Annotated in this window: 12 protein-coding genes; 4 read left to right on the top strand and 8 right to left on the bottom strand. The window is 65.0% G+C overall.

Going from position 1 to position 13,153, the window contains the following annotated elements:
- Positions 1 to 29: 29 nt before the first annotated feature.
- The 4 genes from DDE20_RS05075 to DDE20_RS05060 all read right to left on the bottom strand — a co-directional run bounded on the left by DDE20_RS05075 (position 30) and on the right by DDE20_RS05060 (position 5,244).
- Positions 30 to 593 carry a sarcosine oxidase subunit gamma gene (locus DDE20_RS05075; RefSeq protein ID WP_116557394.1) on the bottom strand — a complete coding sequence of 188 codons (564 nt, stop codon included), beginning with the start codon at positions 591 to 593 and terminating at the stop codon, positions 30 to 32.
- Positions 586 to 3,579, bottom strand: coding sequence for a sarcosine oxidase subunit alpha family protein (locus DDE20_RS05070; protein WP_116557393.1), 2,994 nt, complete (start codon positions 3,577 to 3,579; stop codon positions 586 to 588). Before DDE20_RS05070 ends, DDE20_RS05075 begins: the two co-directional genes overlap by 8 nt.
- Complete coding sequence (locus DDE20_RS05065; RefSeq protein WP_116557392.1) at positions 3,576 to 3,899, bottom strand: sarcosine oxidase subunit delta; 324 nt, start codon at positions 3,897 to 3,899, stop codon at positions 3,576 to 3,578. Before DDE20_RS05065 ends, DDE20_RS05070 begins: the two co-directional genes overlap by 4 nt.
- Positions 3,900 to 3,996: 97 nt before the next feature.
- Positions 3,997 to 5,244, bottom strand: coding sequence for a sarcosine oxidase subunit beta family protein (locus DDE20_RS05060; RefSeq protein WP_116557391.1), 1,248 nt, complete (start codon positions 5,242 to 5,244; stop codon positions 3,997 to 3,999).
- A 307-nt stretch (positions 5,245 to 5,551) separates the two neighbouring features.
- Here DDE20_RS05060 and ccmI point away from each other — a divergent pair, with 307 nt between their 5' ends.
- From ccmI to DDE20_RS05045, 3 genes are all read left to right on the top strand, one after another.
- The gene (gene ccmI, locus DDE20_RS05055; protein WP_240607846.1) at positions 5,552 to 6,799 is read left to right on the top strand and encodes a c-type cytochrome biogenesis protein CcmI; all 1,248 of its coding nucleotides are present in this window, start codon (positions 5,552 to 5,554) and stop codon (positions 6,797 to 6,799) included.
- 3 nt (positions 6,800 to 6,802) lie between these two features.
- Positions 6,803 to 7,279 carry a Holliday junction resolvase RuvX gene (gene ruvX, locus DDE20_RS05050; RefSeq protein WP_116557390.1) on the top strand — a complete coding sequence of 159 codons (477 nt, stop codon included), beginning with the start codon at positions 6,803 to 6,805 and terminating at the stop codon, positions 7,277 to 7,279.
- Positions 7,280 to 7,369: 90 nt separating this feature from the next.
- Complete coding sequence (locus DDE20_RS05045; protein ID WP_116557389.1) at positions 7,370 to 7,615, top strand: DUF1289 domain-containing protein; 246 nt, start codon at positions 7,370 to 7,372, stop codon at positions 7,613 to 7,615.
- Between the two features lie 26 nt (positions 7,616 to 7,641).
- Here DDE20_RS05045 and DDE20_RS05040 read toward each other — a convergent pair whose 3' ends face one another.
- The gene (locus DDE20_RS05040; RefSeq protein WP_116557388.1) at positions 7,642 to 8,079 is read right to left on the bottom strand and encodes a SufE family protein; all 438 of its coding nucleotides are present in this window, start codon (positions 8,077 to 8,079) and stop codon (positions 7,642 to 7,644) included.
- Between the two features lie 211 nt (positions 8,080 to 8,290).
- On the opposite strand from DDE20_RS05040, the gene DDE20_RS05035 reads away from it, so the two are divergent.
- Positions 8,291 to 8,758 carry a hypothetical protein gene (locus DDE20_RS05035; protein ID WP_116557387.1) on the top strand — a complete coding sequence of 156 codons (468 nt, stop codon included), beginning with the start codon at positions 8,291 to 8,293 and terminating at the stop codon, positions 8,756 to 8,758.
- Positions 8,759 to 9,285: 527 nt separating this feature from the next.
- Here the strand turns inward: DDE20_RS05035 and rnd are convergent.
- From rnd to DDE20_RS05020, 3 genes are all read right to left on the bottom strand, one after another.
- On the bottom strand, positions 9,286 to 10,449 hold the full coding sequence (gene rnd, locus DDE20_RS05030) for a ribonuclease D (RefSeq protein ID WP_116557386.1): 1,164 nt from the start codon (positions 10,447 to 10,449) through the stop codon (positions 9,286 to 9,288).
- A 163-nt stretch (positions 10,450 to 10,612) separates the two neighbouring features.
- Entirely contained in the window at positions 10,613 to 11,071 is a 459-nt protein-coding gene (locus DDE20_RS05025) for a hypothetical protein (protein ID WP_116557385.1), read from the bottom strand.
- Complete coding sequence (locus DDE20_RS05020; RefSeq protein WP_165814427.1) at positions 11,068 to 13,140, bottom strand: efflux RND transporter permease subunit; 2,073 nt, start codon at positions 13,138 to 13,140, stop codon at positions 11,068 to 11,070. The genes DDE20_RS05025 and DDE20_RS05020 overlap by 4 nt, the downstream gene beginning before the upstream one ends.
- Positions 13,141 to 13,153: the final 13 nt, after the last annotated feature.

The raw sequence follows: 13,153 nt of genomic DNA, 5'->3' as shown, positions 1-13,153 counted from the left end.
CGCGGGACAGCGGTGCGGGACGGGAAGGATCAGCGGTAAAACCCGACCTCGCCCCCCGGTTTCGATACCGTCGCCAGCAAGTCCCAGACATATTGCGCGACCGAGCGGAAACAGACCAGCGACCAGACATCGCCCTCTTCCCGCCAAACCGCCGCCGCCACCTGCGCCGCCCTTGTCCGCCGCAGCTCTCCGACCGCGAAATCGCTGAAATCAACGGGGCAAACCTTGGCCAGAACATCCCGCGCCTGCGGGCCGGTGATGCGGAAAAACGCCCGCGCATCCGAAACCTCGGCCGCCGTGGCAAACTCCCCCGCCAGCGCGGTTTCCAACGCCTCCACGACCCCTGCGGCACCTTCATACGGCACAATCAACAGCAGCTCATCCGGCGACATCCACGCCGCCTGCCCGCTCTCGCCCGCCTCGATCCGCCGCACCTCCGGCACCGAAGCCCCGGTCGCGGCACGCACCGCTTCGGCCAACACTGGCGAGGCCAAATCCCCACGCAGGGTGATCATTCCGGTGAGCCCCGCCTCGGCCAGATCCACCAGCCCCGAATACTGCGCATGGGGCAGCGCGCTGACAGCCTCAGACATTCTGTTTCTCCCCTGCTTTATCGTAGAACACCGGATCGACAATCCGCGCCATGATCGTCGCCCCGTCCTTACCTTGGAAGGCAATCTCTTCGCCCATCCGCTCGGGCCCGTTGTGCACCAAAGCCATGGCGATCCCCTTGCCCAGCGTCGGCGAATAATAGCTCGAGGTGATCCGCCCCTGGGTGCGCCGCTGGCCGTTTTCATTGACCCCCGGCAAAGGCGCCAGCGATCCATCCTCGATCACCGAACCGTCCAGCGTCTCGATCCCGACCAGCTTCCACCGGTCCGGCGACACCATATGCACCCGCTCCATGCCGCGTTTGCCGAGGAAGTCGTCCTTCTTCTTCGAGATCGCCCAGTTCAGGTTCAGGTCCTGCGGGATCACCGTGCCGTCGGTCTCGTCACCGATCATGATGAACCCTTTCTCGGCCCGCATCACATGCAGCGCTTCGGTCCCGTAGGGCGCGATCCCGAACTCCGCGCCCGCCTTGAGCGCCGCATCCCAGAACGCCTGCCCCTGCGAGGCCGGCACCGCAACTTCATAGCTCAGCTCACCCGAGAACGAGATCCGGAACACCCGCGCGCGAATATCCGCGATCTTGCCGTCGCGCCATTCCATGAACGCCAGCCCCTCGCGCGACAGGTCCATATCCGAGCCCATCTTCTCCAGCACTTTGCGCGCATTCGGCCCGACCACCGCGATCTGGGCGAATTGCTCGGTCAGATTGACCACATGCGCCTGCCAATCCCACCATTCGCACTGCAGCCAATCCTCGATCCACGCATGGATCCGGTCGGCCCCGCCCGAGGTCGTATGGCAAAGGAAACTGTCCTCGCTGAGCCGCGCGACCACGCCGTCATCCGAGAGGAAGCCGTTCTCATTACACATCAACCCGTAGCGGCATTTGCCGACCTTCAGGTTGCTCATCATATTGGTATAGAGCATATCCACGAGTTTCCCCGCGTCCGGCCCTTTGATCAGGAGTTTGCCCAGCGTCGAGGCATCCAACAGCCCCACCGATGTGCGGGTCTGGTTGATCTCGCGGATCACCGCATCCGCATGGCTTTCCTCGCCCTGCGGATAGCAATAGGGTCGCCGCCAAAGGCCCACCGGCTCCCAATACACGCCCTGCGCTTCATGCCAGGCATGCATCGGCGTGCGGCGCAGCGGCTGAAACACCGGCCCCGCCGCCTCACCGGCAATCACGCCCAAAGAGATCGGCGTATAGGGCGGGCGGAAGGTGGTGGTGCCGGTCTGCGGGATCGCTTGGCCCAGCGCATCCGAGAGGATCGCAAGCCCGTTGATGTTGCTCAGCTTGCCCTGATCCGTCGCCATTCCCAGCGTGGTATAGCGCTTGGTATGCTCGACCGAGGCATAGCCCTCTTGCGCGGCGAGCTGCACATCCGAGACCTTCACATCGTTCTGCGGGTCCAGCCACATTTTCGCGCGCAGCTCATAAGAGGCTTGTTTCGGCATCATCCAGACCGGCAGCATCTCGGCTTCCGGCACGGGTTCGGCCTGTGGGGCCTCGCCGGTGCCCTGCGCTGTCTGATGCGCGTCGCTCAGAACCTCGACGATATCCATCATCCCGTTGGCGCTGCCGACCGCAGCGACAAAGCCCTGCCCGTCATGGCCCAAGGGCGGACGCGCAGGATCGGGGCGGAAGAAGGCGCGGGCGTCGTCCCAAGTCAGCTTGCCGCCGCAATGGGACCACAGATGCACCACCGGCGACCAGCCGCCCGACATCGCAATCGCGTCGCACTCCAGCGTTTCCGCCACCGCGCCGCCATCGCTGTCAAACCGGCAGAGCGCCACAGCGGAGACCCGTTTGCTGCCCAGAACCTGACGGATCGCCATGCCCTCGGCGACGCGGATACCGACGGCGCGGGCCTGCGCGGGCAAGTCCCCCGTCGCCTCGAACCGCGCGTCGATCACTGCCGTGACCGTCACGCCCGCCTGATGCAGCGCCAAAGCGGTGCGGTAGGCGTCGTCATTATTGGTGACCACGACCACGCGCTTGCCGGGCGCGACCGCCCAGTTGACCACGTAATCGCGCACCGCCGAGGCCAGCATCACGCCCGGCAGATCATTTCCGGCAAAAGACAAAGGCCGCTCGATCGCGCCCGTCGCGGTGATCAATTGACCGACACGCACCCGCCAGAGCCGGTGGCGCGGCTTATCAGCACCGGGTTGGTGGTCGGCGACGCGCTGGTAGCCAAGGATATAGCCGTGATCATGCACACCGGCGACCATGGTGCGCTCAAGCACGGTGACATTCTCCAACCCGTGCAATTCAGCCAACACACCGTCCACCCACTCGCTGGCGGGCATGCCGTCGATCACCTCGCCATCAACCGGCGCGCGGCCGCCGAAATGAGCGGTTTGCTCCATCACGATGACGCGTTTACCCGCACGCGCAGCAGCGCGGGCGGCGGTCAGTCCGGCAACTCCGCCACCGGCCACCAGCACATCGCAAAACGCGTAGAAATGCTCATAGCGGTCGGCGTCACGGGTCTCGGCGTCAGGCGCGCGGCCAAGTCCGGCAGAATGGCGCACGATCGGCTCGTAGACATGTTTCCAGAAAGCGCGCGGGTGGATCAGCATTTTGTAGTAAAAGCCAGCGGGGAGGAACCGCGAAAGCTTGCTGTTGATCGCGCCGACATCGAACTCAAGGCTCGGCCAGTGGTTCTGGCTGGTCGCCTTGAGGCCCGAGAACAACTCGGTGGTGGTGGTGCGCTGGTTCGGCTCATAGCGCTGGCCCTCACCAAGACCGACCAGAGCGTTAGGCTCTTCGGCACCCGAGGCCACGACGCCGCGCGGACGGTGGTATTTGAACGAGCGCCCGGCCAGCACTTGCCCCGCACCCAGCATCGCGGCGGAGAGCGTATCGCCCTCATAACCGGACATGGATTTGCCGTTAAAGGTGAATTCCAGGCTGCGGCTGCGGTCGATCAGACGGCCACCGGTGGACAGACGATGGCTCATTTGTATCCCTCCCATTCGGGGCGGCGGGCCTTGATTTTTGCGGCGATCTCGGCGGGCGGCGCGAGGGTCTGGGCAGAATAGGTGCCAAAGACCTCAAGCGTCATCGTGCAGCGCGCGGCGTGGAAGAACTTGCCGCAGCCAAAGGCATGGCGCCAACGCTCGAAATGCACCCCGCGCGGGTTTTTGCGGGCGAACATATAGGCCTCGTAATCGGCATCATCCGAGCCGGGGCCATAGCGCTTGAGATGCGCCTCGCCGGCGTTGTGAAATTCGGTTTCCTCAGCGGTCACACCGCAGCACGGGCAGGTTAGAAGCAGCATGTCAGGCCCTCCTGAAATGGGGTGAACGCGGGGGCCAGCCCCCGCACCCCCGGAGTATTTTCGGCAAGATGAAGTCGGTGAGTGCTCACGGTGTTGATCAATGCGCCACCCCCGCCGCGACGCTCTCGTCGATGAAGCGGCCCTCGCGGAAGCGGTCCAGCGAGAAGGCCTGCGCCAGCGGGCCCGGCTCGCCTTTGGCGACCAGTTCGGCCATCGCCCAGCCTGAACCGGGGATCGATTTGAACCCGCCGGTGCCCCAGCCGCAGTTGATGAAAGTATTGCCCAAGGGCGTTTTCGAGATGATCGGCGAGCGGTCGCCGGTCATATCCACGATCCCGCCCCATTGGCGCAGCATCTTGAGCCGCGAGAGCATCGGGAAGGTCTCGACCAGCGCGCGGGTGGTTTCCTCGATATGCATCCACGAGCCGCGCTGGGTGTAGTTGTTGAAATGATCCGCGCCGCCGCCAATCACCATCTCGCCCTTGTCGGACTGCGACAGATAGCCGTGCACCGTGTTGGCCATCACCACCACGTCAATCGCCGGTTTGATCGGCTCGGAGACCATCGCTTGCAGCGCCACCGATTCCACCGGCAGCCGGAAGCCCGCCATATTGGCCAGATGCCCCGAATGACCGGCGACCACCATCGCCAGCTTCTTGGTGCCGATGGTGCCCTTGGTGGTGACCACCGCCGAGACCTGTCCGCCGACGCTCTCGATGCCGGTGACCTCGCAGTTCTGGATCACATCCATGCCCATATCCGAGCAGGCGCGCGCATAGCCCCAGGCAACCGCGTCATGGCGCGCGGTGCCAGCGCGGGGTTGCCAGAGCGCGCCAAGCACCGGATAGCGCGGCCCGTGGATATTCATGATCGGCACCAGCCGTTTGACCTCATTGGGGCCAATGAACCGCGTCTCCACGCCCTGCAGCGTATTCGCATATTCGGTGCGCCGGTAGCCGCGGATTTCCGACTCCGTCTGCGCCAGCATCATCACCCCGCGCGGGCTGAACATGATGTTATAGTTCAGATCCTGCGACAGCGTCTCATAGAGCGAGCGCGCCTTTTCGTAGATCGCCGCCGAGGGGTCTTGCAGGTAGTTCGAGCGGATGATCGTGGTGTTGCGGCCGGTATTACCGCCGCCGAGCCAGCCTTTCTCGATGATCGCGACATTCTTGATGCCGAAATTCTTGCCCAGATAATAGGCCGTCGCCAGCCCGTGGCCGCCGGCGCCGACGATGATCACATCGTAATGGGATTTCGGCTCGGGCGAGGCCCACGCGCGGTCCCAGCCATTGTGCTGGCGCATGGCTTCTCGTGCGATTGCAAATACCGAATACCGTCTCATCGAGACTCCTCCCCGTCCTGGGCCGCGTTTGGCTTGGTGATGGTATGCTAGCGCGCCTAGACCATAGCTGTAAGCGGCACAATACGACAAAAAGCGACACCGGTTGAAACTTCGCCCTGCGGGGCCTGTGGCGGGAGGTCGCGGGGCGGCTGCGGGGGTGGTCGCGCCGTGGTTCCGGGCCATATATCGCGGCGGTGATCACGCGGATATGAGCCATGCCACGCTTTGTCGCGGGGGGGCGGCGCGCGGTTTCGCTTTTGTCTGGCGCCGCAAGCCAGTATGCGTGGGCCGCAATACAGGAGGGAACATGGCGGATTTGGCGTTCTGGCTTCCGGCGGCGGGCGTGTCGCTGATCGCGGTCGGTCTGGTAATTCTGGCGCTCAAGCGCGGCGCGCAAGCGGCGGCGGGCATCCCTGCCGACAAGCGCGAGATGCGGATCTATGCCGACCAGCTCCGCGAAATCGAGCGCGACCGCGCCCGCGGTGTGGTCAGCGAGGATGAGGCCGAGCGGATGCGGGCCGAAACCGCGCGGCGTCTGCTGGAGGCGGACAAACAGGCGCAGGCGGAGGTCAAACGCTCTCCGGCGGCGGCGCGCGGCGTGGCGATTGCGCTGGCGCTGTTGATGCCGGTGGCGGCGCTGGCCTTTTATTGGACCCACGGCGCGCCACTCTACCGCGACCAGCCGATCCAGCAACGCTTTGCCGAGGCCGCCGAGATGCGCGAGGCCCGTCCCGCGCAGGCTGACTTGCAAGCCGCATGGCAAACCTCACCCGAGCGCCCCGTGCTGCCCGAGATCGACCCGGAATATGCCGCATTGATGGAGCAATTGCGCGAGGCCGTCGCCGACCGCCCCGAGGACCTGCAGGGCAATCGCCTGCTGGCCAGCAATGAGGCCAATGTCGGAAATTATGCCGCCGCCGCAGAGGCTTGGCTGCGGGTGATCGAACTGCAGGGCGCCCGCCCCGAGATTGCCGATATGCTGGGGCTGGCCGAAGCCATGGTGCAGGCGGCGGGCGGTGTCGTCTCGCCCGAGGCCGAAGTGGTGCTCGAGCAAATCCTGCAGCGCGATCCGCGCAACGGCGCGGCGCGCTATTATCTGGGGCTGAGCCTCGGCCAGACCGGTCGCCCCGATCTGACCTTCCGCCTGTGGCGGGGCTTGCTGGAAGACAGCGCGCCGGATGCGCCTTGGGTGCCGGTGCTGCGCGCCGAACTCGAAGGGCTCGCGGCGGTGGCAGGCGTGCGCTATACGCTGCCGCCCTTGGCTGCACAGGGTGCGCGCGGGCCGAGTGAAGGCGACATTGCCGCCGCCTCCGACCTCAGCGCCGCCGAGCGGCAGGAGATGATCGGCGGCATGGTCGAGGGGTTGGCGCAGCGGCTGGCGGCGATGGGCGGACCGCCCGAAGACTGGGCACGGCTGATCGACTCGCTGGGCGTTTTGGGGCAAACCGACCGCGCACGGGCGATCTGGGCCGAGGCGCGGATGGTCTTTGCCGACCAACCACAGGCGCTGACCCCGATCGACGACGCCGCCGCCCGTCTTGGATTTACGGAGTAACCGATGCCCATATTCACCGACACCGAGGCGTTCATCGCCGCCCTGCCCGCCTCGGGCGCGGTAGCGGGGCTGGATCTGGGCGAGAAAACCATCGGCGTGGCGGTCTCGGACCTGCGCCGCACGGTCTCGACCCCGCTGGAAACCGTGCGCCGCAAGAAGTTCAAACTCGACGCCGCGCGGCTCATGGAGATCGAGGCGCAGCGCGGGCTGGCGGGGTTTATTCTGGGCCTGCCGTTGAATATGGACGGCTCCGAGGGGCCGCGTTGCCAGTCGACACGGGCCTTTGCGCGCAACCTCTCGGCGCTGACCGAGGCGCCGATCGGCTTTTGGGACGAGCGCCTGTCAACAGTGGCCGCCGAGCGCGCCTTGCTGGATTTCGACACCTCGCGGGCGAAACGCTCACAGGTCATCGACCATGTCGCTGCGGGGTTCATTTTGCAGGGTTTTCTGGACAGATTGGCCGTATTGCGTCGCGGATAGGCAGAATGCACGCAACGCAGGCGCTAAAATAGGGCCGTGAGGCGCGTTATGGCGGCCCCTGCAATTGACAGTGTAAAGGGCAGTTCAGGCATGAAAGACACGGCGCAAATCCCGCTTTGGACTCGTGAAGAGACCGACAGCCCCTGCGTGAATATCTGCGTGATGCATCCGAAACTGGGCATCTGCGCGGGCTGTTACCGCACGCTGGACGAGATCGGCATGTGGTCGGCAATGCCCGCCGATGATCGCGCGTCGGTAAAGGCGCAACTGCCCGAGCGCGCGTCCCTGTTGAAGAAACGCCGCGGCGGGCGTTCAGCGAGATTGCGCGAGGCCTAAGCCTCTGCACGCGGCGTAACCTGACGTCAGACCTTTGCGGCGCTCAAATGCGCGGCGGCGACCAGCTGGATGCGTTCGACCATCGCCCGCACCCCGTTCGAGCGCTGCGACGAGAGATGCTCATCCAGCCCGAGGCGCTTGAGCTGCGCGGCGGCGTCGATCCCCGGCACTTCGGCGACGGGACGTCCGGCATAGAGCGCGTGCAGCACGGCAATCAGCCCGCGCACGATCATCGCGTCGGATTCGCCGAGAAACTGGAAGGTTGCCTGCGGGCCGCTGCCGTCGATGGTCGGAAACAGCCAGACCTGACTGGCGCAGCCCTCGACCTTATTGACCGGCACTTTCAGCGCGTCATCCATCGGCGCCAGCTCGCGGCCCAATTCGATCACATGCCGATAGCGGTCTTCCCAGTCGTCAAGAAACTCGAATGTCTCGGCAATCTCGTCGAAATCTTCCTGCGCCATAGGGCCCCCGTCTGCGTCGCGTGTGATCATCGCTTGGCTCAAGAGTTAAAACCGCGCGCCGCAAAGGTCCAGCCCCGCGCCGTAACTGCGGCCATATGTCAGGCTGAAAACTCCCGTCAGCGCGCCCGAGAACACAGAGTGGCGAGCGGGCTTTTCAGTGCGCGGGCAATGCGCTACCACATGGGGCGATGCTCGATGGAAAGGGACAGGCATGAAGACCCCATTGGCGGCTTTACTGGTGATCACTCTGGCGGTGAGCGGCTGCTCTTCGGTGCGGCAGTCGCGGATGAACCCGATGAACTGGTTCGGCGGCTCCAGACAAGAGGCGGCGCCGACGCTGGGCCAGACCTCGGATACAATCGACAACCGCGCGCTGGTCGCCAGCGTCGCCAGCCTGTCGATCGAGCCGACCTCCTCGGGCGCGCTGATCCGCGCCGAGGCCCTGATGCCCAGCGCCGGTTGGTGGGATGCCGAATTGGTGCCCGAGAATTTCGGCCGCCCGGAAGGCGGGGTGCTGACCTTCCGCTTTGTCGCCGCCGCCCCGCGTGAGCCGGTGCCCGGCACCTCGGAGCGCGCCCGCACCATTGTCGCCGCCTATCCGATGACCCAAGCGCAACTGGACACCACCTCGCAAGTGGTGGTCACAGGCGAGACCAACAGCCGCCGCGCGAGCCGGTAAGGGTTTGGGTTATAGGGTAGAGGCTTAACCGACAGCCCCCTCGACAGGATGGCGCAAGCCACGGCGCCATACCTTCAGAAAAAGTGCTCTTTCACTCAGACCAGTTAGCGCTTTCTCCTCACCTCCAAAGACCAGTACCGCCCGTGGCAACCACGGGCCGCGCCCGACCCTCCCCCCGGGAGGGCGCATGGCGATGTCTTTCAATGCCCACCCGACATCAATGCTTTCGAGCACCGCGCCTCTATGAAGGGGCAGTCGCGCCCACCCAGGGTCAGGCGCGGCCCTTTGCGCAGTCATCCGCGTTGGAACGCTCGCATTGGCAAAAAGCAGTTAAAGCTCAAGCTCTCACGTCAACACCACCCGGCCCGCCCGTGGGCACCCCCGACCCTCCCCGCGGGAGGGCGCAGTGGCGATGGTGTTCGATGCTCGAGCGGCAAGGATGCTTGTATGAGCACCGCACCGTGGCATGAGCAGGAGCGCCCGCCCAGGGTCGGGCGCGTCCCTTGGTGCTTAACTTGAGCGTCGCCTCAGGCCGGAATGTCGATCAGTTTGACGTGCTGGCCCTTGGCGGTCAGCGCCACTTCGCCGGCGCAGAGCCGCAAAGCGTCCTTGCCAAAGACCTCATGCCGCCAGCCCTTCAGACAGGGTAGATCACGTTTGCCCGCGGCGATGGCGTCCAACTCGGAGGTCGGAGCGATCAACCGCTGCGCCACATCCGATTGATCGGCCTTGGTCTTGATCAACACCCGCAACAGATCGGCCAGCGCCGGATTGACCTGCAGTTGCTCGTCATCGCCGTTACTCTTGGGCCATTCCGACGACGGCATCTCGAGCGCCGTTTTCACCGCGTTCAGAATCCCCTCGGCAATATCCCCGCGCCGCGCCTCGCGCAGCAGCAGCCGCGAGCGGCTCAGCGCCTCAAGATTACCCGGTTTCGTCGAGGCCAGTTCCAGCAGCGCGTCGTCCTTATAGACCCGTGAGCGCGGCACATTGCGGGTCTGCGCGAAATCCTCGCGGAACCGTGCCAATTCGCGCACCACCGCCAGAAACTTGCCGGATTGGCCGCGGGTCTTGATCCGCTTCCAGGCATCCTCGGGACGGGTGACATAGGTGTCAGGCGTAGTCAGGGTCTTGATTTCCTCGGCCACCCAGCTTTCGCGACCGGTTTTCTGGATCTTCGCCGAGAGATGCTCGTAGATCTGCCGCAGATGGGTGACGTCATCGAGCGCATAGGCCAGTTGTGCATCGCTCAGCGGGCGGCGCGACCAATCGGTAAACCGCGAGCCCTTATCCAAAGGCGCGCGAATGATCTTGCGCACCAAGGTCTCATAGCCGACCTGCTCGCCAAAGCCGCAGACCATCGCCGCGATCTGGGTGTCGAACAGGGGCTCGGGGATCACCCCGCCGTCGATATAGAAAATCTCCAGATCCTGCCGCGCGGCGTGGAACACTTTGACCACATCGGGGTTGCGGATCAGCGCGAACAGCGGCTCAAGCGACAGTCCTTCGGCCAGCGGGTCGATGATATAGGCGCGCTCGGGTCCGGTGCCGGGTAGCGCCATCTGCACGAGGCAGAGTTTCGCGTAATAGGTGCGCTCGCGCAGGAACTCGGTGTCGAGGGTGACATAGGGCTCACCGGCGGCTTCGTCACAGAGCGCGGCAAGCGCCTCGGTCGTGGTGATGATATTCATAAAACCTCAATTGCGCGGGGTCATTCCGCTGGCCAATTTCGCTATAGGGCGATGATTGGCGAAATACCAGCCCAGCGAAACCGTGGATTTCCCCCTGCGCGGCTCTGGTGACGCGGCGTAAAAGTGGGGCTAGGGCGGATTTGGGCCGGATTTGGGCCGGATTTCACTCGCTGCGGGTCAGATGCGCAATGCCCCGCGCGAACCCCTGATCGCCCTCGCCCTCAATGCGAAACTGCAGCGCGCCGGCGGTCAATTGCAACTCGAACATCGCATCCTCCTCGGCGTGGAGCCGCAGCAATCCCTCGCTGGCTTGGCCCTGCATCACCGCTGGTAGATTGCTCTCGACTGAGGCGGTGTTTTCGGCGCGCAGCCCGCCGTCGCTGGTCTCGAACAGCATATAGGTAAAGGATTGCGCGGCCTGCGAGGTGGCGCAACGGCCGGTGAAGAACGACTGCCCCGGATCAATCGCGCGCAGGCGAATTCGGCAGCGAAACCTCTGCTCGGGCTCGGCATTCAGCACCATTCCGCCCTCACCGCGCCAGCGTCCCTCGAAGGCATCGAGCGAAAACGCCTGCAGAGGTGCGGCCAGCAGCGCGAGCATCAGCGCGATCCATAGCCTCATCGTGACCTCCCACGGATCAATCCGGGCAATAAAAACAGATCGGTCAATAGCGCCAGCAGGATCGCCAGCGCAATCAACCCGCCGTAGACCGCCATGCCGGGCAGCGCCGAGGTCAGCGTCATCATGATCCCCGCCAGCAGGATCACTGTCGTTGCCACCATCGGCGGACCGGCGTCAATCAGCGCCTGCGTGGCGCGGTCATGCTCAGGCGTCGCGCGTGCCAGCCGGTAGCGGTTGAGGAAATGCAGCGTGTCATCGACCGCAATCCCGAAGGCAATGGTCAGGGCAATCACATTCATAATGGTTAACTCACGCCCGATCAGCACCAGCCACGCCTCAACCCCGAGGATCGGGATCAGATTGACCACCATCGCCACCAGTCCTAGCCACCAACTGCGGTAGACCAAAGCCACCAGCAGCGTGATTACCGCGATGGTGCCATAAAGCCCGTAGCGCAGGCTTTGCACCAGATTGGGCCCCTCGGTGAGCAGCGCATAGCCCGGCCCGATGATCGCGCTGTGCTCGGCCAAACCGGTCTGAGCCAGCGTCTCGCGCAGCTCGTTGAGCGCGGTATCGGCGCGGATATCTCGCGCCGCGATCGGCAGTTGCAGGGGCAGCGCATGGGCCGAACCGTCCAGCGCCGCCATCCGCGCCAGCATCGCCTCGCCCGAGGCACCCTCGATCCAGCCGCCGCGCCCCTCGCCCCAGATCGCTGCTACCGCACGGCGCACCCGCGCATAGGGCGCTGCGGGGTCGGCCTCGACAATCAGCATCATTCGGTCCGAGCCCAGCCCCGATTGCTCCATCTGCGCCAGCGCATCGCTGACCTCGGCCCCGCGCGGCAGGTAATCGGCATAGCGAAACCCTATCTCGGATTGCGATTGCAGCGCCCAGAGCCCCGCCAGCACCAACAGCGTCACCATCGGCACCGCGCGGCGCATCCTTGATATCGCCCGCGCCGGTCCCATCAGCGCCGAGAACACCCGTGGCACCTGCATGCCCGCACGCGGCACGCCCAGCGCATACATGAACAGCGGCGTCAGGGTCAGCACGGCGGTTAGGCTGAGGATCATCCCCGCAACCCCGGCATAGGACATCGTGTTGAGCGAAGGCGAATCGGGGATCGACAGCGAGAGGAACGCGATGATCGTGGTTAAGGAGGTCAGCGCCGCCGCCGGAGCGGTCTCGGCCAAGGCGCGCACAAGGGCTTGTTTCGATGGGCGCGCGTCATCACCTGCTGCCGTGCTGGCATGGATCGCGGCGTGATAGATGTGGATACTGTCCGACACCGCCAAGACCACCAGCAGCACCGGCAGCGCCCCCATCACCGGATCAATGCCGGTGCCGGTGACGCCCATCCAGCCCATGAACCAGAACAACCCGGTGATTGCTGGGAGGGCGATCACCACCACCACCCGCCAACTGCGGTAGAGTAGCAGCGTCAGCAGCAGGCACAGCCCCACCGCCATGGGAGTTAACACGCTCAGATCATAGATCAATTCCTGCGCAATCGCGCGCTGCACGGCGGCCAGTCCGACGTTATGGACCTCCATCCCGCCGGAGATCGCCACCGCCTCGTTGATGCCCGCGACCAGCGCATCGCCGCCCGCGCCGCGCTCGGGGATCACCACCACCACCGCCGAGGTCAGATCTTCCGAGATCAGTTGTGCCGCCAAGGGGCTCTCGTTGCGCATCCGGCGCAGCCGCGCCTCGGTGGGCAGCGGCGCCAGTTCCGGCCCCGAAAGCCACGCCCCGTCGCGGCCGGGTGCGGGCAATCCAGCGAGCGAGATCACTTGCTCGACGCCCTCGACGAATTGCAGTTCCAGCACGAGGTCTTCGAACCCCGCCAATACCGCCTCATCGCCAAAGCTTGGGGCGCGCACCAGTAGCACCTCTTCGGCGCGGATCGGCTCGAACCGGCGCTCATAGTCGCGGATCGCCTGCGCGCCTGCGGTTTGCGGACCGATCAAGCCGCTCAGGTTCACCGCCACCTGCACCTGCGTGGTTTGCCACAGCGCCAGAACGGTGATCAGGGCCAGTAATAATCCCGGCCAAAGCGGGCGTGCCAAGAGCCACCCGAAC

The sequence above is a fragment of the Pararhodobacter oceanensis genome (assembly GCF_003076755.1).
Taxonomy (GTDB): domain Bacteria; phylum Pseudomonadota; class Alphaproteobacteria; order Rhodobacterales; family Rhodobacteraceae; genus Pararhodobacter; species Pararhodobacter oceanensis.
Note: the sequence above shows the minus strand (reverse complement) of the source record. Positions and strands in the feature narration are given on the sequence as shown.

Coding starts and splice junctions, on each gene's coding strand:
- DDE20_RS05035 (WP_116557387.1), top strand. CDS start 8,291: ATGAAGACCCCATTGGCGGCTTTACTGGTGATCACTCTGGCGGTGAGC.
- DDE20_RS05040 (WP_116557388.1), bottom strand. CDS start 8,079: ATGGCGCAGGAAGATTTCGACGAGATTGCCGAGACATTCGAGTTTCTT.
- DDE20_RS05025 (WP_116557385.1), bottom strand. CDS start 11,071: ATGAGGCTATGGATCGCGCTGATGCTCGCGCTGCTGGCCGCACCTCTG.
- rnd (WP_116557386.1), bottom strand. CDS start 10,449: ATGAATATCATCACCACGACCGAGGCGCTTGCCGCGCTCTGTGACGAA.
- ruvX (WP_116557390.1), top strand. CDS start 6,803: ATGCCCATATTCACCGACACCGAGGCGTTCATCGCCGCCCTGCCCGCC.
- DDE20_RS05045 (WP_116557389.1), top strand. CDS start 7,370: ATGAAAGACACGGCGCAAATCCCGCTTTGGACTCGTGAAGAGACCGAC.
- ccmI (WP_240607846.1), top strand. CDS start 5,552: ATGGCGGATTTGGCGTTCTGGCTTCCGGCGGCGGGCGTGTCGCTGATC.
- DDE20_RS05070 (WP_116557393.1), bottom strand. CDS start 3,579: ATGAGCCATCGTCTGTCCACCGGTGGCCGTCTGATCGACCGCAGCCGC.
- DDE20_RS05065 (WP_116557392.1), bottom strand. CDS start 3,899: ATGCTGCTTCTAACCTGCCCGTGCTGCGGTGTGACCGCTGAGGAAACC.
- DDE20_RS05060 (WP_116557391.1), bottom strand. CDS start 5,244: ATGAGACGGTATTCGGTATTTGCAATCGCACGAGAAGCCATGCGCCAG.
- DDE20_RS05075 (WP_116557394.1), bottom strand. CDS start 593: ATGTCTGAGGCTGTCAGCGCGCTGCCCCATGCGCAGTATTCGGGGCTG.